Source organism: Paenibacillus sp. JCM 18996 (assembly GCF_055392555.1).
In genome coordinates, this window is the sequence record NZ_AP043884.1 from 355650 (window position 1) to 378058 (window position 22409).

A 22409-nucleotide genomic window follows, 5' to 3' on the forward strand; every position below is an offset into this window, starting at 1 on the left:
ATGGAGGTCTTGAATTTGACAAGAACGAGAAGAACAGCGGCCTTGATTTTGATGGTGATTTTCACTTTATCGACAGTTTTATATGGTTGTTCCGGCAACAAATCCGGCGGCGGCGTGACAGGTGAGGATAACAAGAGCAAAGGGAAAGTTGAGCTTACGTGGCTTGTCAGGACGGACCCGAACATGGTCGACTGGGAAAAAGAGATGATTAAGGGCTTCCAGGAGGCCAATCCGAATATAACGGTAAAGTTGGAGCAAATTCCTCAGGCCGAGATCGACCAGAGATTGACTACAATGATTTCAAGCGGTAAAGTCCCTGACGTGTGGTCGGCCAACTGGGCTAACTCCGGATTTGCGAGCTACATGAAAATGGGCGCCTTGCTTGATTTGACTTCCTTCGTGCAATCGGATGCGGCTGCGCTTGGAACGATAAATAAACGCATTATGGATATCTATACCATCGAAGGCAAAACTTACGGAATACCAATGCTCAGTATCGGCAGCTTCCTTTACTACAACAAGGAGCTTTTCGATAAAGCGGGCATTCCTTATCCGACGACAGACTGGAACGACCAATCCTGGGATTATCAGAAGATGCTGGGAATCGCCCAGAAATTAACCCACGATGTCGGCGACGCCGATAAACAGGTGTTTGGCGTCCGCAACAGCATGAGCCCTAACCTTCAATCCTGGGGATTCGGCGGTGACTTCTTCAAACCGGAAGCGTATACATCAGCCGTCATGGGCGAGCCGGCCGTGCTCGCCAACCCTGCCAACAAAGAGGCGATTCAATTTAACGCCGATCTGATCAACAAACACAAAGTGTCTCCGAACCAGACTACAGTGGACGCGGTTGCGGCGATCGGAGATCCGTTCCTGACGGGTAAAGTGGCGATGGTAATCAACGGAGGATGGGGCTTCTGGACTTACCAATCGGCGAAGTTCAAATGGGGCGTGGCGCCGATTCCTTATCACGAAGGACGTAAAGTTCCGCTGTTCGTCGACCCTTGGAACATCAGCGCGAAGAGCAAGCATCCGAAGGAATCCTGGGAATTCATCAAATACCTGGTCGATCCGAAAAACGGCGGCAAGAAATTTATGGAAAAAACTTTAGCCACCCCTGCGGACACTACACTCGCCGATCAGTGGTACAAGCAGATGTCGGACAAGACAGGGATGAAGGTTGAAGAAATAAAGAGCCTGAACGAAGGCGCGGTGAAGCTCGGCCGCGAGGCGGACAACCACCTGATCGATAAATTCGCGGTCATCGGCAACACCATCAACCAGACAATAAGCGGCGTATGGAACGGACAGAAATCCGTGGACGATGGGCTTAAGGAGATTGACAAAAACCTTCGGTCCCTGAATCTTAAATAAGTAAACAATATGATACTGCGGACGTTTCCCTTGGTGCATTCCAAGGGAAACCATTTTAAAAAGAGAGGTGAAATAATTGAGTATGGTTAATGTATCCCCAAACACGGCGGCAGCAACGGCAGTTCGGCAGACAAAAAAAAGAAGCAGGGAGACGGTGCGGGAGGAACGCGCGTTCTGGATTTTCATATCGCCATGGGTGATCGGGTTTTTATTGTTTACGGGCGGACCGATACTGGCTTCCCTGTTTTTAAGCTTCACGAATTATAATGTCGTCGACAGCCCTCAGTGGATCGGGTTGGGCAATTACTCCGATTTGTTCCAGGACAAGCTGTTTTACAAATCGCTTTCCGTCACTTCTTATTATGCGGTTCTTACCGTGCCTTTTACCATCGTTACTTCGCTCTTGCTTGCGGTTCTGCTGAACCAGAAAATTAAAGGTCAAGCGCTTTTCAGAACCTTATACTATACTCCTTCCATTATATCCGGTGTCGCCGTTTCCTTCCTGTGGTCCTGGCTGTTGAATCCGGACTTCGGCGTTGTTAACTCGTTATTGTACCAATGGTTCGGTATCAAGGGGCCGGGCTGGTTCACCAAAGCTTCAACGGTTGTCCCTTCGATGACGCTGATGCATCTGACCTCTATCGGCGGAACGATGGTGATCTTCCTTGCCAGTCTCCAGAGCTTGCCGACGGATCTTTATGAGTCCGCATCCATTGACGGGGCGGGCAGGATGAAGAAGTTTTTCAGCATTACCGTTCCGCTGATTTCCCCGGTTATTTTGTTCAATGCGATCATTGGGCTGATTTCTTCATTCCAGGTGTTCACCCAGGCCTACGTTATTACCAAAGGCGGGCCGGATTGGAATTCGTACTTCTATGTCCTTTATCTGTTTAATACGGCCTTCGCCCAGTTCAGGATGGGCTACGCTTCAGCGCAGGCATGGATCCTGTTCATCATCGTGTTTGCTTTAACCCTGTTTTCGTTATGGATTTCCAGAAGGCTGGTTTACTACGAGTACGACAATAAACGTTAGGAGGATTTCGTATGTTTAAAAGTGGCAGGGTTTCTCACGGAGAACTGAGTTCAGTGGGGAAAATCTTCGTATACGCTTTTTTGTTGATCGGATTGCTGCTGTTTGCCTTCCCGCTGTTCTGGATGATAACGACTTCGCTGAAAGATCTCGGCGATGTCCATAAGCTGCCGATGACGTGGATTCCTTCACCATTCAAATGGGCGAACTACGCTCAGGTTTTTCACGATGTTCCGCTCGCAAGCTACATTTGGAATACAGTCAGCTACACTGCCATTACGGTTTTTGCCGTAACTCTCAGCTCGTCCCTCGTGGCCTTCGGTTTTGCAAGGCTGCGAGCCAGAGGAAGTGTTATCCTGTTCGCTCTCGTGCTGAGTACGATGATGATCCCTCCCCAGGTGACGATGATTCCGCAGTACTTGCTTTTCAACAAGTTTGACTGGGTCGATTCTTATTTGCCGCTGATTATTCCCGCTTTTGGGGGCAGCGCATTTATTATTTTTCTGTTAAGGCAGTTTTATATGGGGTTGTCGAAGGATCTGGACGAGGCGGTCAAAATCGACGGAGGAAGTTACTTCACGCTGTTCTTTCGCATCATTCTTCCGCTTTCCATTCCATCTCTCGCAACCGCAGCCATTCTGGAGTTCATGTACCGCTGGAATGACCTGATGGGACCGCTTATTTATCTGAGCACAGGAGAAAAATACCCGCTTTCGCTAGGGTTGTCAAATTTTACCGCAGCTTATTCGGCCACACCCTGGAACCTGCTGATGGCCGCCTCCATTGTAGCCGTGCTGCCTCCGCTGCTGCTGTTCTTCTTTGCGCAGAAGTATTTTATTCAAGGCATCGTAATCACCGGTTCAAAAGGATAAATATTGGGGGGAGCCTGCATTAACTCTCGCAAGCGCTTGGATACAGTTCAAATGACCGCATTATACTGGTCAACGCCGACGATTTTGGAATGTGCCACGCGACGAGTGAAGGAATTCAGCATTATTCGCCGAAAATGTAATCTCATCCGCTACAAATGATGCCCTGCGCATCGGCCAAAGAGTCAGCGGCGTGGGCAGCATCGCACCCGGCGCATGATGTGGGGATCCACCTTACCTTTGCACAATATTTGAAAGATGGTGAATGAAGATGAAGCTCGGAGTCAGTTCTTACAGTTTGTACCAGGCATTGAAAGCAAACGAGATGTCAATTGTCGATGTTGTACAATGGATTGCCGATATTGGCGGCGAACATGTGGAAATCGTTCCGCTTGGTTTCGATCTTGTAGAAAACCCGGAACTGATCGAAGCGATCCGCCAAAAAGCAGCCGATGTGGGCCTTGATATCTCCAATTACGCTATAGGCGCCAATTTTCTTGTGCAGGATGAAGCCGAATACGAGAACGAAATCAGCCGAGTGATGAAGCAAGTGGATATTGCCGCTCAATTGGGTGTAAAGCTGATGCGTCATGACGCGGGCTCCCGGCCCATTGCCGATACCTCGATCCTTCAATTCGAGGCGGACCTGGGACGGATGGCTGAGGCCTGCAGGAGAATCGCCGATTATGCGGCGCAGTACGGGATCACTACGAGCGTGGAGAATCACGGCTACCTCGTACAAGCAAGCGACCGTGTCCAAAGACTCGTCCACATGGTGGACCGGCCAAACTACCGCACTACAATTGATATCGGCAATTTTATGTGCGTCGACGAAGATTCCGTCTCCGCTGTAAAGAAGAATCTGCCGATTGCCTCGATGGTGCATTTTAAAGATTTCTACCTCCGGAAGTCTAACCGGAATCCGGGGCAGGGCTGGTTCCCTACAGCGAGCGGCAATTATTTAAGAGGCGCTATTGTCGGCCAGGGAGACATAGATATATGGGAAGTCGTGAGGCAGGTTAAGCAGTCCGGTTACGACGGATATATCTCCATTGAATTCGAGGGGATGGAAGACTGCAAAACAGGCACAAAAATCAGTCTGGACAATGCAAAGCGGATTTGGAATGAAATCTAGCATGTCGAAAGGCAGCGCGTTATGCGATTAGCAGCGGATATCAAGGTATTCTTGGGAGTGAAGGGAGCGGGCACTCTGCTGCTCGCCATGTTTATCTATGGCATCGGCACGGGCATACTGGCGCCGATGAATGCGGTTTATATGCGGGACCAGCTTGATTTGTCCAAGGGACAAATCGCGTCTATTTTCTCCGTCTCGCTATTCTTGAATATGGTAATTACGTTGTCCGTCGGTATTATAAGTGACAGGATGAAGGACAAGAAAACGCTTCCCATCGCTGCGGCCGCGCTTTGCATCACCGGGCTCATCGTTTATATGCATGCCGGCGATTATGCCGGTGCGCTTATCGGCATGTCAATTGCAACTGCCCCTTCCGGATTGATCATGGGGCAGATTTTCGCCATGGCCCGCAATCATTTCACGAAATGGGCGGAATCCATTCTCGAAATCGCGCTGCTCTGGCTTCGTGCCGGGTTTAGTGTCGGTTTTTTTACAGGACTGCTGCTTGGAGCGAATATTTTTCTGTTAACCGGATTTCATGGCGTCCTTTGGGGGAATCTCATAGGGTACGCGGGATTGATTCTGCTCCTGCTGTTTTACAGGGAAGTGAAGGGAACCGCCGCAGCTGCGGCCGCCAAAAAAGGCGAACCGTTTTCATTGATTATGCTGATCGCGCTCCTCATGCTCTCTTGCGCGGACGCGATTCGCGGATTATATTTGCCTCTTGTGTTCAACGCGATGTTTGGGAAGCCGCAGCTAATGTCCTATCTATGGAGCGCCCAAGCTGTCTTTGAGCTGCTGTTTATGACGCTTTCCGGTTATTGGGCGGCGAAGTACGGCAGTATAAGGGTCATTGTTATAGGAGGCATCTGCGCGCTCGTCACCTATTCGGTTTATGCGGCAGCCTCTCCGATTCCTTTATTTTTTGCGGTGCAGCCCGTATATTCCTTGTCTGTTTCCATCCTTTACGGAGTTGCGATGGGATACGTGCAGCGCATGTTTATCAATTATTCGGGATTCGGAGCCAGTCTGTACGTTTTTATCTCACAAACGGCGGCTTTGATCGGTTATTTGCTGCCGACTTTCATTCAGGGGATTTCCCCTGATATCTTTTTCATCCCTATAGCGCTTGTCATCGCAGCACTATCGGTCATTCTTGCCATACTTTACACGGAAACGAGATTATCCAAGGAAAAAGTTACAGGATGAAAAATTTAAATGTGTATTATTTTTTGTATTACCTGGCGTTATCCTCGTTTTCTCCGTACATGAGCCTATTTTTGACCGAAAAGGGAATAAGCGCTACATCCAGCTTTTTTTCGTATTTAATCATCAATGTATTTGTGCTGATCACGTTGTTTTTTTTTTCGAAAACAGAGGCTTCCCCGCCCAAGCTGACCTTGTTCGACCAGACCCGGCAGGTGCTGTGGAACAAACCGTTCATGATTTTTGTCGGTATTTGTTTTTTTTGCTCACTATGTCGTCGTCCATCAATTTTACGTCCCTGCCCACTCTATTTCAAAGAGTCGGGATTTGAAAAGAGCTGGAGCGGGATCGCTTACTCGGTAGCCGCAATTATCGAGGTGCCGATGTTCTGGATTGCGGCAAAGGTGGGCGATAGAATAGGCAGATTTTACATTTTGTCTGTTTCGGCTCTGTTTTACGCGATCAAATGCCTGGTGATTTATTAGAGCCACAATGTATATGCCGTGCTGGCCATTCAGCTTTTTGACGGGATTTCATTCGCCTTCTTTGCCAGTGTGTGCGTGGAAATGGTTGAAGAGTTCGCCGGAAAGGAGAGCAAAGCTTCCTTCCAAACGATTTTTTATGTTGTTTGTGCTGTGCTTCGCTGCGGCGGTATTTTTCTTGATATATAAAAGCACGGCGCCTGAATCAAAAGATAAGTTTCACAGCAGCCCCGCCGGCGATTCTTTCTATGAGTCCATTTAGTTAACAGGAGGGAATTAAGTGTTATACTTGTCAGCCAAATAGCGGGCGAAACCGGTTGTAAGAGCCGTGACGCGCCTAAGCATAGCGGGTGTCAGCAGATCGCGGCCCGGCACGATGTTTAAATCCAACAGGTAGATTCGTTTCCTGCTGTCTACTGCGACATCGATTCCGAGATGACTGAGTGTAGGCCTGATCTTAGTTAAATACTTGGACGCTATAATAGCCGGCCGCACAAGCTGCGAGGCCGTCGGCAAAGGAGTCCGGGTCTGACGCGCCCAACGCTCAAGCTTCCTCCAGGTTGTCTTTGAACCTCCGGCATGGCTGTTGGTTACTATGGATCCCGCCCTTCCCAGCTTGGGCCTGATTCCGGCAGAATGCCACTTTCCGTCGGCTCCCCTGTGGACAACTACTCGAAAGTCGATTTTGCTGCCTCCTTTTTTCAATAGCATTAAGCCCCGCTGGACGATGTACTTTCTCTTCTTAAGAAGTTTGGCTGTAAAAGAATTAAACTTGGCTCGAGAATAAATCTGCAATAAAGGTTGGTTTGCCTTGAATTTGTCAGATTTCAACCGGATTCGGCCGTGGGAAAGCAGGCGGATTTCCAAGATGCCGCTTCCTTGGTATCCATCAACGGGTTTGAGATATACGACACCGTATTTTTTCAAGAAGCCGGCGACATCCGAAACCTTGGCGGCAATTTTGGTTGCGGGCAGGTAAGGACGTACTGCCGCACTACGGCTCAAAAGAGTCTGCAGGTCCGCTTTATTGAAGAAAACCGGGTTAAACACCGGAATGCCAAGCCGGCTGAACATCCGCTTGACCGCTTTTGCTCCAGCGCCTGACCCTTTCACTCCTACCGGGTAATTCTCATATAACACATGGGGAAGCGGATGCCAGCCGCGTTTCCAGCCAGACATCCCGTTCTTTGAAGAGCAGGACCAAGCATGTACCCTGCGTCTGCTGAAAGCCACATCCTCCGAGCGAAAAAAAATAACCTGTAAACCGCTTTTTCGTCCCGCCAAATGAAACATTCTCCACGTTTTTGCCGGGACATAGGATGAGACTGCGGATAATTTAGATCCGCTTGCGGGAAAAGCCGACTGTAAAATGCCAAATCGCTTCATATAGAAATGAGCTCACCTCCATACCTTTACTATATGAACACGTACTCTCCCCGGACTGCCCATAATTTTGATCGTCTCCGAAATCAACAGCTAACAAATGGCCAATCATGCAACTCAATGCCTCTGAAGTGAGGTATAGCACCTTTCAAATCATCCTGATACGATAAAACAACCGACCCGGAGCCCGCAGCGGTTGTTTATCGTATGAAGTGCGATCTGTGCGGGATGGCTCGACAACTCCCGTTAATGTGTGGGAAATGTCTCCTGCTTGGTGAACGTACCTAAATACAGGGATAATTTCCTGATAAATCCAATATGTAGATATGACCGTTTCCATTTCTAGGATATCCGCTCACCCGAAGGGTGATTCTGTTCCGTTTATATCATCAAGATTTCGCGAAGCTCTTGTTCGGTTAGGGTAGATATCGCCGTCTCCTGATCGGGGCCAATCACTTCGTCGATCAGGTGTTTCTTTTTGTGCTGGAGCTCGTACATTTTTTCCTCCATTGTCCCTTGGGTAATGAGGCGGATCACTTGGACGACGTTTTTTTGCCCCATGCGATGGGCGCGGTCGGCGGCTTGCTGCTCGACTGCAGGGTTCCACCACAAATCATATAGGACAACGGTATCCGCTCCCGTCAAATTCAAACCGGTTCCCCCTGCCTTCAAGGAAATGAGGAAAACATCCATTTCGCCTTCGTTAAACCGGCCACATAACTCGACGCGCTCGCGGGTTGGGGTGGAACCGTCCAGATAAAAAAATGGAATTCCTTGATCGCTCAGTGCTTTACCAATGAGGCGCAGCATCTGCGTGAATTGAGAGAAGATCAGCATGCGTTTCCGGTTGGCCAGGCACTCTTCCACGATTTCCATCAGCTGCGTAAGCTTCGCAGAGCTTCCCTGGTATCCATCGATAAACAGGGCGGGATGACAGCAAATTTGTCTAAGCCGGGTGAGACCGGCCAAGATTTTGATACGGCTCTTTTGATAACCGTCTACGCTTAGATGCTTTAAGGTTTCCTGCTGAAGCTTGGCCAAATAAGCGACATACAATTTCTTTTGTTCCGGAAGCAGCTCGGTAGGCTTGATCGACTCCATTTTGTCCGGCAGATCTTGCAGTACATCGCTCTTCCACCTGCGGAGCATAAAAGGCCGCGCCCGTTTGGACACCTCTTTCCGCGTCAAGTTTCCGAACGTTTTGCGATCCTGGAATAATGCCGGGAAGACGATGTCGAAGATCGACCACAATTCTTCCAGACGATTCTCGACAGGGGTTCCGGTCAAAGCGAATCGGTAACCGGCTTGGATCGATTTGACAGCCTGGGCTGTCTGCGTCGTATGGTTTTTGAAGGCTTGAGCCTCATCAAGGATGAGGGTGTGGAACGAATGCTTGGCATAGAGGCCCACATCCCGCAGCAAGAGCGGGTATGACGTAAGCACAACGTCAGCATCCGCCAGCCTTTGCATTTTCTCTGCACGCTCGGTTTGACTGCCGTCCGCAATCAGTACACGAATGCCCGGTGCAAATTTCCTCAGCTCATTGCGCCAATTGTACACAAGCGACCCCGGCGAGATCACGAGTGCAGGGATGCGCCGCTGCCGAATCTCCGGCAGCACGGAACAGATGAATGCAATGCTTTGCAGGGTCTTTCCCAGTCCCATGTCATCCGCCAAAATGCCGCCGAACCCGTAATGACCAAGCGTCTTCAACCATTGATAGCCAAGCTTTTGATAATCCCGCAGCACATTCGTGAGATGAGCAGGGATCGGAAAGTCGAGATTGTCCGGATTTCGCAGGTTGTCAAGGAGCTGGCGAACTGGCTTGTCGAGCTTCAAAACACTGAAATCGTGATCGACCAAATGAAGCCCGCGGACCAAAGGGATACTGATCTTCGATGCCAAAATATCCGTGTAGAGAAGTCCGGTGTCCTCCAGGAACCTGGACAGGTCCTGAAGCTCGGCGCTGTCGAGCGGCAATAAGGAACCGTTCGGCAGGCGATAATATCTTCGCTTTTCCTCCAACGATTTTATAAGATTGCGAATCTCGGTTTCCGGAATCCAACCCATGTTGAAATGAAATTCGAGCCAGTTCATTTGCTCAGCCGCAGATACCTGCACACTGACCTTCGGCATCGTATCCGATTTTTGCACCCGGAGTTTTACCGCCGTCGTTGCGTAGACCTTCATCAGTTTCTCCAGCTGCGGGAGGGCCGTATATAGGAAGTCGAACTCCGCTTCTTCGTCCCCCATGAAGTATCCTGATTCCGTTTTTGTAAAAGGGTTTTGTTCAATCGCTTCGATGATCCGCTGTTCCTGCTCGAGGTCCCGGATGATAATACAATGAGAGCCCTGCTGCTTCCGTCTGTCCTCCAAAGGATTAATCACGACTTCATCATATTGAAATTCAATGGCGGCGAGAAGACGATTGCCCACCCGGTCCAGATACAGCTTCGCTTCAAGAGGGGATTGCGTGACACGCTCGGTGATGGCCGGGGCGATATTGACGCTGCCCAGCTTCATGAAGCCGGGCACTACTTTTTCTATAAAAGATTCGATTTGACCGCCATGAATTGGAATGTCCTGCGCATCCGATTCGTCGAGGATCGCCTTTAGTTCTGAAAGCCGCTTGGCTTGTTTCTCCGGAAGCGGGAGCAGTCTCCCCTCAAGGAACGCCATTCCATAAGACTCCATAACTGTAATCTGCTCAAGACCGTGAACAAGCAAAGAATAGCCTTCTAAGCTCGTTTCATTGAACTCGAAGCGCAGAGGCAAAGTTTCATCGGATAGGCAAATGCCGTCATATTTATTGTCCCCATCCATAATAGTAACCTTCGGCGCTTGCGTCAGCAAATGAAGCAGACCTGTCCATGCCTGCGGCGGAACCAGCAGCGTGCGGTCGCCGCTCATAATGGAGGCGTAATTCGGCTGCAAGCGATCCGTTTGGCGATAGGCGGCACGGTCCTGAACGATTTCGAATAAAGCTCGGAGGACGGCTTCGTTTTCTCTCGAAAAGCTGTGGAGTTCGGGATCGTAGCTGAACTTCGGTGAGAGAGGGTAGCCTTCCCCCCGTACAAGCTGATCCAAAAAGGAAGCGATATTGCGCACAAAATATAATGCTTTGGGGCCGACCTTAACCTCTATGCCGAACAGGGCGGTCTTTTTGTTGAAGGCCAGGAGTTTAAGAATGAATTCCACTGCAAGAGGCGTTCTCGTTTCCGCAAGTGTCCTATTGTGGATGGGGCGTATGGGCTTATCGTCGAATAGTCCGAGAATGCGCTCGGCGATGGGGACATGTTCAATACTTTCGGGAGTTTCTCCGGGCTGCACGTTGGCAGGATTCAATGGCGCGGGCGATTCGCCGGCTTGTTGTATGTCATATAGACGGATCAGAACAGCGGCAATATGCTGGCAAAAGGTTTCGAATGAACTAAGGCTGGGGCACGTACATTGCGCTTTTGGCTTGCCGTCCCAGTCAAACGTAAGTTGAACCTCATGACCGTCGGTGCCGTTCACTTCGGCTGTATATTCATTTGTTTCGGCATCAAATCGTGTAAAATGAATCTTATTCGTGCGGCATAATCGTTCGCCTTTTTGATAAGCATAGGGGCCGCACCATTGTTTCAACGAATTTTTTGTTAACCTTATGCTCATCAGCGGATACCTTCCTGTATAACGGATATTTGCTGTGTCCATTGTAGCATAAACCATTTTTCAAAGAGAAGAATGATAAGCATCTATGATACGATGAGATCCCTGGAGGGAGCATTAATGCTTTAATAAAGTTACCATAAGCCTGATTTCTAAAAAATGAATGCGTTACCAAAATTAAGATTGACTGGCTGTTTCCATGTTATATATAATGTACTTAGTAATATATAATCATAGGCATCATATATAATACAACAACTCAAGTTGAAAACTGAGAAGGAGAACACAGTGAACATTTTGGAACACACATCCTTATCTTCTTTGAAAGACAAAGTAAAACAAGAGATCCGCAACGCTATTATTTCGAATGAATTGAAACCGGGAGAACGAATCATCGAAACGGAAATCGCCAAAAATTTCGGGACCAGTCAAGTGCCCGTGCGGGAAGCGCTGAGAGGGCTGGAAGAGGAGGGGCTGGTCAAATCCATCAAATACAAAGGAGCCTTTGCAGCGGATATCAATCATTCCGAGATTTTCCACATGTATTCGCTGAGAGCGGAAATTGAAGCCAATGTAGTCGGGATTATTTTACCTACATTAACGAAGCGGCACATTGGTGAGCTGTACGATATAGCGGAAAGAATGAAGACGAACAGCGAGCCGCAGGACTATGCGGCACTCTCCGCTGTTGACGTGGAATTTCACTGGAAAATCATCGAGTGGGGACAAATTTCCGTATACAACAGAATATGGCATATGCTGAATGGGCACATTCGCCGTTTTATCGCTTATATGCATCCAAGCACCACTGAAGACGGAAGACTCGCCTACGGCACCCATGAAAGGCTCATTATCGCGCTTGAAAAAGGGAATGTGGAAGAGGCAAAGGCGGAATTCAGGGACCATATCATGTGGTATTTCAACAAAAACGCTGTAGAATGAAAGCCGGAGGTCAACTCCTCCCAAAGTTATGAAAGCGGTAACATTTTGAAGGAAACAACCATTTTCGAGAGTGAAGAAGGGATGAGTGAATTGAAGAGTTTGGTATGGACGAAACCGGAATGGATGGAAATCCAACAGTCGGCTGAGCCGGAGATTTTGCAGGATGAAGTGCTGCTCAAGGTAGATGCGGCGGGTATTTGCGGCTCAGAGCTTGAGGGTTACCTTGGCCACAACAGCCTTCGATTCCCGCCTCTTGTAATGGGACATGAATTTAGCGGAACCATCGAAGGTGTCGGCTCACAAGTGGAAGGTCTGTTGAAAGGACAAAAGACGGTAGTGAATCCTTTATCTTCATGCGGAATTTGCGCCTTCTGCCGAAAAGGATTGGTTCAGCTTTGCAAGGAACGGTCCATCATCGGCATCCATCGTCCCGGAGCATTCGCTGACTATGTCAGCGTTCCGGCATCCTCCATTCATATCATACCTGACTCGCTCAACCCTTACAGAGCTTCTCTGACAGAGCCGCTGGCCTGTTCTCTAAGAGCCGTCCGACGGGCAATGGCAAACCATCCTTTTTCCAATGTCGTTGTTTTCGGGGCGGGGACTATCGGTCTCTTAAGCTTCCTTGTCGCCCGGATTTTGGGGGCCTCACGGGTGGTAGTGGTAGATTTGAATGAAGAGCGGCTAAAGACGCCGGAGCGTTTGGGAGCTTACGGAACGATCAGTCCGGTGAGGGATGGATACATACAGAAGATCAAAGAATCTATGGGCCCATCGGGCATTGATGTGGTGATCGACGCGGCGGGGTACCAAGCTACACGGCAGGCGGCTTTGGAGCTGGTTAATCCGGGCGGCACGATTATGAATATCGGTCTGGGCATCAACGAAACTCAAATTCCGATTAATGTCTGCATTCGCAGTGAGATCAGTATATTGGGTTCCTTTTGTTATGAGGCTGAAGATTTTCACAGCGCGCTTCAGCTGTTGATCGACGGCAAAATTGACGAAACGGAATGGTCGGAAATCCGCTCTCTCGAGGATGGTCAACAGTCATTTCAGGATCTGGTAAAAGGTAATGTGAACAAGGCGAAAATTTTTCTCACCCCATGAATGAAATTCCCTGTTTTGGAAAACGGTTTTATGGAAAATCCAAATAAAAACAAAAATCAGGAGGTCTTTCAATGAAAAAGTGGTTAAAATGGGCCGTTCCGGCCACATTGGCAGTTGCTCTCACTCTATCAGGTTGTGCGAATTCGTCATCAGGCGGGGGAGGTCCCATCCGTGTCGGTCTTGTGACGGCTTTGACCGGCGAGTATACGATCGTCGGCCAGTATTTGCAGGAAGGGGCAGGCATGGCCGTTGAGGAGATTAACGCAAATGGAGGGATAAATGGACGTAAGATTGAAATTGTGAAGGAAGATTCCGCCAATACCAATCCGACAGCGGTGAATGCCTTCAACAAAATGGTGAACAGTGATAAAGTAGTCGCAATTATGGGCCCGGATCTTTCAACACAGCTTCTTGCAGTCGCATCCATTGTGAACAAGGCCAAAATTCCTGTACTTGTCGAAGGAACCAACCCCAAGCTCACATCGGAATCCTCCTGGTACTTCAGATTGCGTCCCGACGATTCCATAGCCGCCTCGGCAGCGGCAAAATTCGCAGTAGAAAAGCTTAATAAGAAGAAGATCGGGATTACTCATGATACGGACGAGTTCGGAACAGGAGGGACGAAGATTATTCAAGACACGCTCACTTCGCTCGGAGCAACCGTAGTTGGAAATGAAGCCTATAATTCGCAAGATAAAGATTTGTCGGCTCAATTGACCAACTTGAAAAACAAAGGGGCCGAAGCGATTATCGACTGGGGACATCCACAACAATCCGCCACCCTGATGAAGCAAAATCGTCAGCTTGGGCTGAATCTGCCCCTCGTCGGTTCACCGGGAATGGCAGCGCCGGCCACAACCGCCCTTGCCGGGGATGCTGTCAAAGGGGTATATGTCGTCGTTGACACGGTGCCTAATGAAAACCCGGATCCCAAAGCTCAAGAGTGGGTGAAGAAATACAAGAGCAAATTTAACCGTTTACCGGATTTTCACGCAGTGGCTTCATACGATGGAGTGTATATGCTGGCTGAAGCGTTGAAAAAGTCCAAGGATATATCCCCTCAAAGCATTGCCGACGAAATGCATAAGATTACCGGCTATCATGGCGTTGCCAATGATTTCGATTATTCCAAGAGTGGAGACGGCGCACGGCAAGTGGTTATCGTGCAGCTTGAAGACGCCGATCATCTGAAATTGATAGATACCATTAAATCAAAGTAAGGCCACAAGAACAGGAGGAAATCCTATGCTGCCGCAATTATTGATAAACGGGTTGGCCATGGGCGCAATTTATGCGCTAGTGGCCCTCGGTTTCGTGCTTGTTTCCAATGCAGTGAACGTCGTCAATTTTTCGCAAGGGGAATGGGTTATGCTTGGCGCTTACTTTGCCGTTACCGCTTCAGTCGCTTTTCACACTCCGCTCATTTTTGCTTATCTTATTGCCATCGCTGTGATGATTTTGTTTGGCTGGCTTTTTCAACGAACCGTCTTTCATCCGCTGCGCGACAAGCCGTTCATCACTATTGTAATCGCTACCATAGGGATTAGTTTGTTTCTGAAAAATATAGCGCGAATTATTTGGGGGCCGCAGCCTACAACATTTCCGTCACTATTCGGTGAAAATGCTTTGAATATATTTGGAGTTTATGTTCTGCCGCAAAACATTGTGATCCTAACCGTCACCCTGATTTTAGTCGTTCTCCAGGGAATATTTTTTAATCGTAGCATGATTGGGAAAATGATGCGGGCTACAGCGCAGGACCAGGAAGCTTCCTCTTTAATGGGGATCCGGGTTAACCGTATGGTATCGTTCACCTTCATGTATAGTGCGGCTTTAACGGCGATTGCTGGCGTTTTGGTAGCTCCGATTTACTTTGTTTCGGCGGATATGGGAGCCACTTTGTCACTTAAGGCGTTTGCGGCGGCCATCATCGGCGGATTCAACAGTGTGCGGGGAGCGATTCTGGGCGGGTTGATGCTCGGCGTATTGGAAACCGTCGGAGCGGGGTACATTTCTTCGGTGTACAAAGACGCCTTCACATTTTTCATTCTAATTCTATTCCTGGCGTTTCGCCCCGAAGGCATCTTCCGGGAACGGATTGCGGATAAGGTATAGGGGGAGGGGAAGCAATGAATCGTCGAACTGCACTTATTTTGTCAGGGATTGCCGTCTCTCTCTGTTTACCGTGGATCATGCCCAACAGCTACTATATTCAGGTACTGGTATTGGCTGTTATCTATATTATCGCGGCGATGGGCATTAACTTTATCTATGGATTTACAGGTTATATTTCTTTCGCGCAGGCGGCATTTTTAGGCATCGGAGCTTATACAACGGCTATATTGACGGTCGATTACGGCTGGCCGCCTATACTAACATGGATTGCTGTGATCGTCATATCCGCGGTTTTCGGGGTTATTCTGGGAATTCCTTCCCTGAGGCTTAAAGGGCACTATTTGGCTATGGCCACGATCGGATTCACGGTCGTTTTGCAAATGATATTGATGAACTGGAATGCTGTCACCCATGGAGCCGTAGGCATCAATGGAATTCCCGGCATTCAAATCGGATCATGGAAAGCCGATCAGCCCATTTCCTTCTATTATATCGCCATGGCGGTAGCCGGTCTGCTGTTCTTGTTCCAGCGAAATATTTTACGCTCGAAGCTGGGACGCAGCTTTTTGGCCATTCGCGAAGATGAAATCGCGGCAAGCAGCGCCGGGGTGAATTTGACGCGTACGAAGGTGTTTGCGTTTGTGCTGAGCGCAGTTTACGGGGGGCTTGCGGGCGCGTTGTACGCTCAATTTTCCAACTATATCAGCCCTGACACGTTTTCCTTCGATCAATCGATCGTCTTGTTCAGCATGATCTTGATCGGGGGCTCGGGAACTTTGTTAGGTCCTGTGGTGGGCGGCGCTTTGCTGACATTTTTGCCGGAGTGGCTGCGTTTTATCAAGGAATATTATATGGCGATTTACGGTCTCGGAATATTTTTCGCGGTGCTGTTCATGCCTAGAGGCATCGTGCCCATGCTGCAAACCTGGCGAGATAAGAAACGACGCGGTCCCTTTGAAACGAAAAAGGCGAAAACGGTATTGTCTTCGAAAGGGGAGGAGGTTACATGAATTTGTTGGAGACACGAAGCATAACCATGAAATTTGGAGGATTAACCGCGGTCGGTGATGTTTCGATGAAGATAGAGGAGGGCCGCCTCCACGCACTAATCGGACCGAACGGAGCGGGAAAATCAACGCTTATCAATGTCATCAGCGGATTTTACCGGGCAACCTCAGGCAGCTTGATCTTTGAGAACCAAGAGGTGCAGGGGAGAGGTTCCGCGGAATTATCCCAGCTCGGTATCTCCCGGACTTTTCAAAACTTACGGTTATTTCGCGATTTGACCGTGATGGAGAATGTGTTAATCGGATTACACAACCAAATAAATGATTCCTTCCTTGCTTGTTTATTCCGCACATCCGGGCATCGCTCGGCGCAAAAACAGGCTCAAGAAGCGGCGGAACAGATGCTGCAGGAAGTGGGATTATGGGAATTCCGCGACCGGCCGGCTCGAACGCTTCCTTACGGCAAGCAAAAATGGCTTGAGGTTGCCCGTTCTCTTATTGCCAAACCGAAATTACTGCTGCTTGACGAGCCTGCAGCCGGCCTCAACGCCACAGAAAGCGATGAGCTGGAACGGTTTATCAGATCTCTTCCGGGCCGGGGAGTGACAGTGCTGTTAATCGAGCATGACATGCGTCTCATCATGAGTTTGGCGGAGCGGATAACGGTCCTGAACTTTGGGCGCGTAATCGCAGAAGGAACGCCGGACGAAATCAGGAATCATCCGACTGTTATCGAGGCGTATTTAGGGAGGGGGAGAAGCCATGCTGCAGCTCACTGACGTTACGACCTCCTACGGAGCTACGGAAGTTTTACACCGGATTACACTGGAAGTAAAGGAAGGCGAATTGGTCACTCTTCTCGGGAACAATGGGGCCGGTAAGACCACCACGCTCCGCGTGATCTCCGGTCTGCATAAAGCGCATCAAGGATCGGTCAAGCTCAGCAGCAAAGGCCTGGAGAACAATCCTCCGGATGAGATTGTTCGAATGGGGATTGCCCATGTGCCGGAAGGACGGAGAATTTTTCCGGGCCTGACTGTCCGGGAAAATCTCGAGCTGGGAACGGTGGCGTGGCGAAGAAGGAGGGAAAAGTTCGATCAGGACCTTGAACGTGTCTATGAGCTTTTTCCCGTCCTGCGTACAAGAGACCAACAGCTCGGCTGGAGTATGAGCGGCGGAGAACAGCAGATGGTAGCGATCGGCCGGGCTTTAATGGCTCGTCCGACAGTGCTGCTGCTGGATGAACCTTCTCTGGGTTTGTCTCCGCTGCTGGTTGATCAGGTGTTCGCCGCCCTGGAAGAAATTAAACGGCAGGGGACGACGATTCTTCTGGTCGAACAAAATGCGGCAATGGCTCTGGAGATTGCTGACCGCGGCTATGTGCTCGCAAACGGAAGGATTGTACTGGAGGATACTGCCGAACGATTGAGCACCAACCCGGAAGTGAAAGCCGCGTATTTAGGCGGTTAAAGCGGGAACAGCGCAAATGCTTTTATGCCGATATGAATATTTGACACAGGAGGCTTCTTAGATGAAAAAGTGGAAAGTTGTCGTCACCGATTGGGAATATCCGGATTTGCGTTATGAAGAAGAGGTTTTGCGACACGATGAAATCGAGTTCCTACCGGCACAGTGCCGCACTGAAGAGGAAGTCATTGCAGCCTGCCGCAACGCTGACGCCATAATTAACCAGTACGCGCCGCTGAACGGCAAAGTGATTGCCGCACTGGAAAACTGCAAGGTCATTACACGTTATGGAGTAGGCGTCGACACTGTGGATATGGAAGCGGCTACGGAAAAAGGCATTTGCGTGGCCAACGTACCGGATTACTGTAAAGATGAAGTGGCGGATCATGCGCTGGCTTTATTGCTTAGCTGGACCCGTAAAGTCGCGCTGGCCAACAGCTGTGTGAAGAACGGAGGTTGGGATTTCAAGGTGACGCGGCCCATTTATCGTTTGAGAGGACGGGTTCTCGGCTTAGTGGGATTCGGAATGATTCCACAGTCATTGAACGAAAAGGTCAAGCCGTTAGGACTGGAGGTCATCGCCTATGATCCGTTTGTATCTGAAGATACAGCCGAGCAAAAGGGGGTCAAGCTTGTCAGTTTGGAACAATTGTGCATGCAGTCGGACATCATCTCCGTTCACGCCCCGCTGACGAAATCGACCCAGGGAATGATGGGCAGGGATCAATTCGCGCTGATGAAAAAAGAAGCGGTTATCATTAACACCTCCCGTGGACCGGTGATTGACGAGCATGCGTTGGTCGAAGCGCTCACTGACGGAGTTATTGCGGGCGCAGCCCTGGATGTTCTGGAAAAAGAGCCGATCCGGCCGGATCATCCGCTGCTTTCCATGGAAAATGTGATTCTTACTCCGCATGTTGCTTGGTATTCGGAAGAATCCGCCGCAGAAATGCGCTTCAAGGCGGCTATGGGTATTGCCGATGTACTGCTCCACGGAGAGTATCCTAAATATTTGGTCAATAAACAAGTGAAGAACAAAGTGCAGCTGCAGGAGAATGAGCCCGAGAAAAGATATATTGTACCGGCCTATTCTTAAGCCGCATATATACCACGGAGAAACAGACCGGAAATGGAGGTTCGCTGGTGAATATTATTGAAGAATTGCTTCAAGGCGTTCCGCTGCCGCGTATGGTTAAAGTCCACCAGAAATTCGACGCGCCGGAAATACAGGATGTTGCCGGAGCCGTCCATCAGGCCGTCAGAGATGCGGATGTTTTGTCCCGTATTAATGAAGGCGACCGCGTGGCGATTGCCGTAGGAAGCCGCGGTGTTGCCGATATTGCGGTCATAACGAGGGAAGCAGCCGGTCTTGTGAAATCCAGGGGCGGTGCGCCGTTCATTGTGCCGGCCATGGGCAGCCATGGCGGAGCAACGGCGGAAGGGCAGAAGGAAGTATTGGAGCAGCTCGGTGTGACAGAAGCTTTTACAGGGGCTCCGATCCTCTCCAGCATGGAAGTGGCAGAAGTCGGAAGGCTGCCGAACGGTCTTCCCGTTTACACCGACAAACATGCCTATGAAGCGGATAAGGTCATTGTGATCAATCGGATCAAGCCTCATACGGCTTTTCGCGGGCCGGTGGAAAGCGGACTGATGAAAATGATCACCATCGGCCTCGGAAAGCAAAAGGGCGCGGAAGCCGCTCACGCGTACAGCTTCAAATACATGGCTGAACATGTACCGGAGATGGCTAAAGCGGTGTTGTCGAAGGTGCCTGTCATTTTCGGATTGGGGATACTTGAGAACGCTTATGACCGGACGGCGAAAATCGCCGCCGTCCCCGCTGAGAAGCTTGAGGAGGCCGAACCGCAGCTGCTGCTCGAAGCAAAGGCTTTGATGCCCAAATTATTGCTGGATCCCATTGATGTATTGGTTGTCGATGAGATTGGCAAAGACATTTCAGGCGATGGAATGGATCCGAACATTACGGGCCGTTATGCGACGCCTTATGCGAGCGGGGGCCCGGAAATCGCAAGGATCGTTGTCCTGGGATTAACGGATAAAACACATGGGAACGCGAACGGACTGGGCATGGCCGATGTGACGACAAGAGAGGCTTTTGAAGCGATAGATTGGGAAAAAGGCTATGCGAACGCTTTGACCAGCACGGTCATGTCGGTTGTGAAGGTTCCGATGTTTCTTGATACAGCGGAGCTGGCGGTGAAAGCGGCGATCAAAACCTGCAACGCATTCGACCTGCATCATGTCCGTCTGGTCCGCATTCACAATACGCTTCATCTGAAAGAAATTTGGATATCAGAAAGCTTGCTGCCGGAGGCGAAGGACCGGAAGTACATTGAAATTTTGTCGGAACCGTCAAGCGTAGTGAAATGGTAAAAACCGACTTGATTTAAGAGGGGAAAATCGAAAAATGCCAATAAAGTATCCGGCCATTGAAAACAGGGTCAATCCGTACCGGGACAACGTGCAGGGGAAAGCCAATGAACCGATTTGTGTGGCAGGCCTGCTCGATCGTTCCAAGCAAATTTTAGGTCCGGGTTATGAAGGCCCGGCCCCGGACTGGACCCTTGACGAAATATATAACCGTCTGGAAGAGAACGCTCCGCGGATTGCGATTATCGGAGGATCTTCAGACCATCCCGCCCATATTATGGATTTTCAAACTTCGGCCCGGGCGGCCATCCGGATTTGGCAGAACGGCGGAGTCCCGTTCTATTTCTCGACACCTGTCATGTGCGACGGGACGGCGCAAAGCAATCAGGGAATGAGCTATTCCCTGCAGAGCCGCAACGCGGTGGCCGAAATGGCGGTCAACCAGATCGAAGCGCACAGCTACCACGGGGCTTTCGTCATTCAAGGCTGCGACAAGCAGCCGCTTGGCGTCGTCAGCGCCATGGTTCATCTGGACCGCATCCGTCGGTACCGGGGAGAAGCGCCTTTTTTTGCGACATTCGCTCCCGCTCATGTACTTCAGGGCGGAATCATTCCCGCAGCCTTGTTTGCCGAGCTTGAAAATGTGGCTATAAGTGCCGAGCGGCAGGGTGCCGCCGATATCGCCTATGATTTGAGGGATGCGATGGCTTACATTCTGCAGTGCTCTTCCAATACGGCTTTTCAGGGTGTGTTGGAACGGGCGGCGGAAAGGGGAATCATCACGAAGGCGGCACATAAAGACTATGAAAAACGATTGGCGGTTGCCACCTGTGACGGGCAAGGCGGCGTCTGTGCTTTTAACGGTACGGGGAACAGCTCCCGTCATCTGGTCGCCGGGATGGGTTTGGTGCATCCCGCTATGGAGCTTTTGACTTCACCCCCGAACCAGGAGCAGGTCAATCAAGCGCTGGACTGCCTGGTCGGGATGATCAACGATCCGGTCTACGGCGCAGCGAACATAATGGCAGCCAATATCAAAAACGCAATCCGGATTCACAGCGCCTCGGGAGGTTCCACCAACTTAATGATGCACATGGTGGCAGCCATGCTGTATGGGGGTTATAAATTTAGCTTGTGGGACGTGAACCAAATTCAGCGCGAGCATCCGATTCCCGATTTGTTTAATTACAGCCTTACCGAAGGGCGGGACATCTTTGCGCTTGCGATGCAGTGCTGCAATAGCACAAGCAGAGGGATGGAAACCTTGTTTTATGAGCTTATGCAAAATGGAGTTCCGATGGATGTCGACGCGCCCACAGTGACCGGAACGGCCTGGCGTGAACGATTGGTCGATCCGGACCGGCTGTCGGCTGAACTTGTGACGGAAAACCCGATTATTCTTTCGCGGCCTCGCCGGCCCTTCAGTGGAGTGGATGTCATAACAGGCAATTTCTTTGAAAGCGCAGTGGTCAAAATAAGCGGAATGACGTCGCAGCAATTGGATGAATTCGATAAAAAGGCGGCGTTCGTACTCTATTATGACAATGAAGATGACGCCAATCGCGGTTTGCTGGATTCGCAGCTGCTGGAGAAGCTGAAACAGGGGAAAAGCTTCAAGCATGAAAACCTGCTCGCGGTTCTCAAGCAGAATGCGCCGGCCGACTTCGAAGCTTGGAAAGACGCGCAGTATGAAGAGCTGTTCGATCGTATGGCGGAGACGGGCGCGATGAAAATATCGGTGGTTGTATCGGGCCAGGGACCGGCCGCTTTTGGAATGCCCGAGATGTTTACGCCGATGCAGCATATCAACGCCAACCGCAAGCTGAAACGGCTGGCCACCTTGGTCAGCGACGGCCGTTATTCGGGCGTCACCTATGGAGCCGCAGTCGGGCACATGACACCGGAAGCGAGAGAAGGGGGCGGAATTCTCTATTTGCTCACAGGAGACCTCCTTTATCTCAACCTGCGTGAACGGGAGATCCAGTTCCTGGATGAGAGCGCATTTCGCGAAGGGATACTGCAGTTCAGCTTTGACTGTGTCAGGGTGGAAAGACAGAACCTTGGCGAATCAAGACTTCATACGATTCGGCAACGCGTCCGTCTGGTGGCGGCGAGCAACCGTTTGGCGGGACATACGGACGCAGCCAACGGAGTGGTGCCGATGCCAGTCTATGAAGAAGCGGTCCATGATTATAAAACAGATGTAAAATTTTCTCCGGCAGCAAGCAAAATAAATTAGGGGGG

The 22409-nt window shown here is 50.1% G+C and carries 18 protein-coding genes; 16 read left to right on the forward strand and 2 right to left on the reverse strand.

Going from position 1 to position 22409, the window contains the following annotated elements; translation table 11 throughout:
• Positions 1–15: 15 nt before the first annotated feature.
• The 6 genes from ACZ5N7_RS01750 to ACZ5N7_RS01775 all read left to right on the forward strand — a co-directional run bounded on the left by ACZ5N7_RS01750 (position 16) and on the right by ACZ5N7_RS01775 (position 6102).
• Positions 16–1377, forward strand: coding sequence for an ABC transporter substrate-binding protein (locus ACZ5N7_RS01750; RefSeq protein WP_464656839.1), 1362 nt, complete (start codon positions 16–18; stop codon positions 1375–1377).
• 82 nt (positions 1378–1459) lie between these two features.
• Entirely contained in the window at positions 1460–2410 is a 951-nt protein-coding gene (locus tag ACZ5N7_RS01755) for a carbohydrate ABC transporter permease (protein WP_464659105.1), read from the forward strand.
• 11 nt (positions 2411–2421) lie between these two features.
• Positions 2422–3279, forward strand: coding sequence for a carbohydrate ABC transporter permease (locus ACZ5N7_RS01760; RefSeq protein WP_464656841.1), 858 nt, complete (start codon positions 2422–2424; stop codon positions 3277–3279).
• Positions 3280–3547: 268 nt separating this feature from the next.
• Positions 3548–4411: a sugar phosphate isomerase/epimerase family protein gene (locus ACZ5N7_RS01765; RefSeq protein WP_464659106.1), complete on the forward strand. Its 864-nt coding sequence runs from the start codon at positions 3548–3550 to the stop codon at positions 4409–4411.
• A gap of 21 nt (positions 4412–4432) precedes the next feature.
• Positions 4433–5620, forward strand: a complete 1188-nt coding sequence (locus ACZ5N7_RS01770) for an MFS transporter (RefSeq protein WP_464656843.1) — start codon at positions 4433–4435, stop codon at positions 5618–5620.
• Complete coding sequence (locus ACZ5N7_RS01775; RefSeq protein ID WP_464656845.1) at positions 5617–6102, forward strand: hypothetical protein; 486 nt, start codon at positions 5617–5619, stop codon at positions 6100–6102. Before ACZ5N7_RS01770 ends, ACZ5N7_RS01775 begins: the two co-directional genes overlap by 4 nt.
• Positions 6103–6375: 273 nt before the next feature.
• Here the strand turns inward: ACZ5N7_RS01775 and ACZ5N7_RS01780 are convergent, their stop codons facing one another.
• Both ACZ5N7_RS01780 and ACZ5N7_RS01785 read right to left on the reverse strand, forming a co-directional pair.
• Positions 6376–7383, reverse strand: a complete 1008-nt coding sequence (locus ACZ5N7_RS01780) for a YheC/YheD family endospore coat-associated protein (protein ID WP_464656847.1) — start codon at positions 7381–7383, stop codon at positions 6376–6378.
• A 480-nt stretch (positions 7384–7863) separates the two neighbouring features.
• Positions 7864–11136 (reverse strand): DEAD/DEAH box helicase, encoded by a 3273-nt coding sequence (locus tag ACZ5N7_RS01785; RefSeq protein ID WP_464656849.1) that lies wholly within the window; start codon positions 11134–11136, stop codon positions 7864–7866.
• A 285-nt stretch (positions 11137–11421) separates the two neighbouring features.
• Between ACZ5N7_RS01785 and ACZ5N7_RS01790 the strand changes: the two genes are divergently transcribed.
• The 10 genes from ACZ5N7_RS01790 to ACZ5N7_RS01835 all read left to right on the forward strand — a co-directional run bounded on the left by ACZ5N7_RS01790 (position 11422) and on the right by ACZ5N7_RS01835 (position 22404).
• Entirely contained in the window at positions 11422–12075 is a 654-nt protein-coding gene (locus ACZ5N7_RS01790; RefSeq protein ID WP_464656851.1) for a GntR family transcriptional regulator, read from the forward strand.
• 45 nt (positions 12076–12120) lie between these two features.
• Complete coding sequence (locus ACZ5N7_RS01795) at positions 12121–13185, forward strand: galactitol-1-phosphate 5-dehydrogenase (RefSeq protein ID WP_464656852.1); 1065 nt, start codon at positions 12121–12123, stop codon at positions 13183–13185.
• Between the two features lie 71 nt (positions 13186–13256).
• The gene (locus ACZ5N7_RS01800) at positions 13257–14405 is read left to right on the forward strand and encodes an ABC transporter substrate-binding protein (protein ID WP_464656854.1); all 1149 of its coding nucleotides are present in this window, start codon (positions 13257–13259) and stop codon (positions 14403–14405) included.
• 25 nt (positions 14406–14430) lie between these two features.
• On the forward strand, positions 14431–15300 hold the full coding sequence (locus tag ACZ5N7_RS01805) for a branched-chain amino acid ABC transporter permease (protein WP_464656856.1): 870 nt from the start codon (positions 14431–14433) through the stop codon (positions 15298–15300).
• A 14-nt stretch (positions 15301–15314) separates the two neighbouring features.
• Positions 15315–16310 carry a branched-chain amino acid ABC transporter permease gene (locus ACZ5N7_RS01810; protein ID WP_464656858.1) on the forward strand — a complete coding sequence of 332 codons (996 nt, stop codon included), beginning with the start codon at positions 15315–15317 and terminating at the stop codon, positions 16308–16310.
• Entirely contained in the window at positions 16307–17086 is a 780-nt protein-coding gene (locus tag ACZ5N7_RS01815) for an ABC transporter ATP-binding protein (RefSeq protein ID WP_464656860.1), read from the forward strand. Before ACZ5N7_RS01810 ends, ACZ5N7_RS01815 begins: the two co-directional genes overlap by 4 nt.
• Positions 17070–17777, forward strand: a complete 708-nt coding sequence (locus ACZ5N7_RS01820) for an ABC transporter ATP-binding protein (protein ID WP_464656862.1) — start codon at positions 17070–17072, stop codon at positions 17775–17777. Before ACZ5N7_RS01815 ends, ACZ5N7_RS01820 begins: the two co-directional genes overlap by 17 nt.
• Before the next feature lie 61 nt (positions 17778–17838).
• Positions 17839–18870, forward strand: a complete 1032-nt coding sequence (locus ACZ5N7_RS01825; protein WP_464656864.1) for a C-terminal binding protein — start codon at positions 17839–17841, stop codon at positions 18868–18870.
• 47 nt (positions 18871–18917) lie between these two features.
• A complete protein-coding gene (locus ACZ5N7_RS01830; RefSeq protein WP_464656866.1) occupies positions 18918–20168 on the forward strand; it encodes a nickel pincer cofactor-dependent isomerase, group 22 in 1251 nt (416 codons plus the stop codon).
• 34 nt (positions 20169–20202) lie between these two features.
• On the forward strand, positions 20203–22404 hold the full coding sequence (locus ACZ5N7_RS01835; protein ID WP_464656868.1) for a dihydroxy-acid dehydratase domain-containing protein: 2202 nt from the start codon (positions 20203–20205) through the stop codon (positions 22402–22404).
• The last annotated feature ends 5 nt before the right edge of the window (positions 22405–22409 follow it).

Excerpts from the sequence above, each read along its gene's own strand:
- ACZ5N7_RS01755 (WP_464659105.1), top strand. The coding sequence starts at position 1,460 with ATGGTTAATGTATCCCCAAACACGGCGGCAGCAACGGCAGTTCGGCAG.
- ACZ5N7_RS01760 (WP_464656841.1), top strand. The coding sequence starts at position 2,422 with ATGTTTAAAAGTGGCAGGGTTTCTCACGGAGAACTGAGTTCAGTGGGG.
- ACZ5N7_RS01765 (WP_464659106.1), top strand. The coding sequence starts at position 3,548 with ATGAAGCTCGGAGTCAGTTCTTACAGTTTGTACCAGGCATTGAAAGCA.
- ACZ5N7_RS01770 (WP_464656843.1), top strand. The coding sequence starts at position 4,433 with ATGCGATTAGCAGCGGATATCAAGGTATTCTTGGGAGTGAAGGGAGCG.
- ACZ5N7_RS01775 (WP_464656845.1), top strand. The coding sequence starts at position 5,617 with ATGAAAAATTTAAATGTGTATTATTTTTTGTATTACCTGGCGTTATCC.
- ACZ5N7_RS01785 (WP_464656849.1), bottom strand. The coding sequence starts at position 11,136 with ATGAGCATAAGGTTAACAAAAAATTCGTTGAAACAATGGTGCGGCCCC.
- ACZ5N7_RS01800 (WP_464656854.1), top strand. The coding sequence starts at position 13,257 with ATGAAAAAGTGGTTAAAATGGGCCGTTCCGGCCACATTGGCAGTTGCT.
- ACZ5N7_RS01805 (WP_464656856.1), top strand. The coding sequence starts at position 14,431 with ATGCTGCCGCAATTATTGATAAACGGGTTGGCCATGGGCGCAATTTAT.
- ACZ5N7_RS01810 (WP_464656858.1), top strand. The coding sequence starts at position 15,315 with ATGAATCGTCGAACTGCACTTATTTTGTCAGGGATTGCCGTCTCTCTC.
- ACZ5N7_RS01815 (WP_464656860.1), top strand. The coding sequence starts at position 16,307 with ATGAATTTGTTGGAGACACGAAGCATAACCATGAAATTTGGAGGATTA.
- ACZ5N7_RS01820 (WP_464656862.1), top strand. The coding sequence starts at position 17,070 with ATGCTGCAGCTCACTGACGTTACGACCTCCTACGGAGCTACGGAAGTT.
- ACZ5N7_RS01825 (WP_464656864.1), top strand. The coding sequence starts at position 17,839 with ATGAAAAAGTGGAAAGTTGTCGTCACCGATTGGGAATATCCGGATTTG.
- ACZ5N7_RS01835 (WP_464656868.1), top strand. The coding sequence starts at position 20,203 with ATGCCAATAAAGTATCCGGCCATTGAAAACAGGGTCAATCCGTACCGG.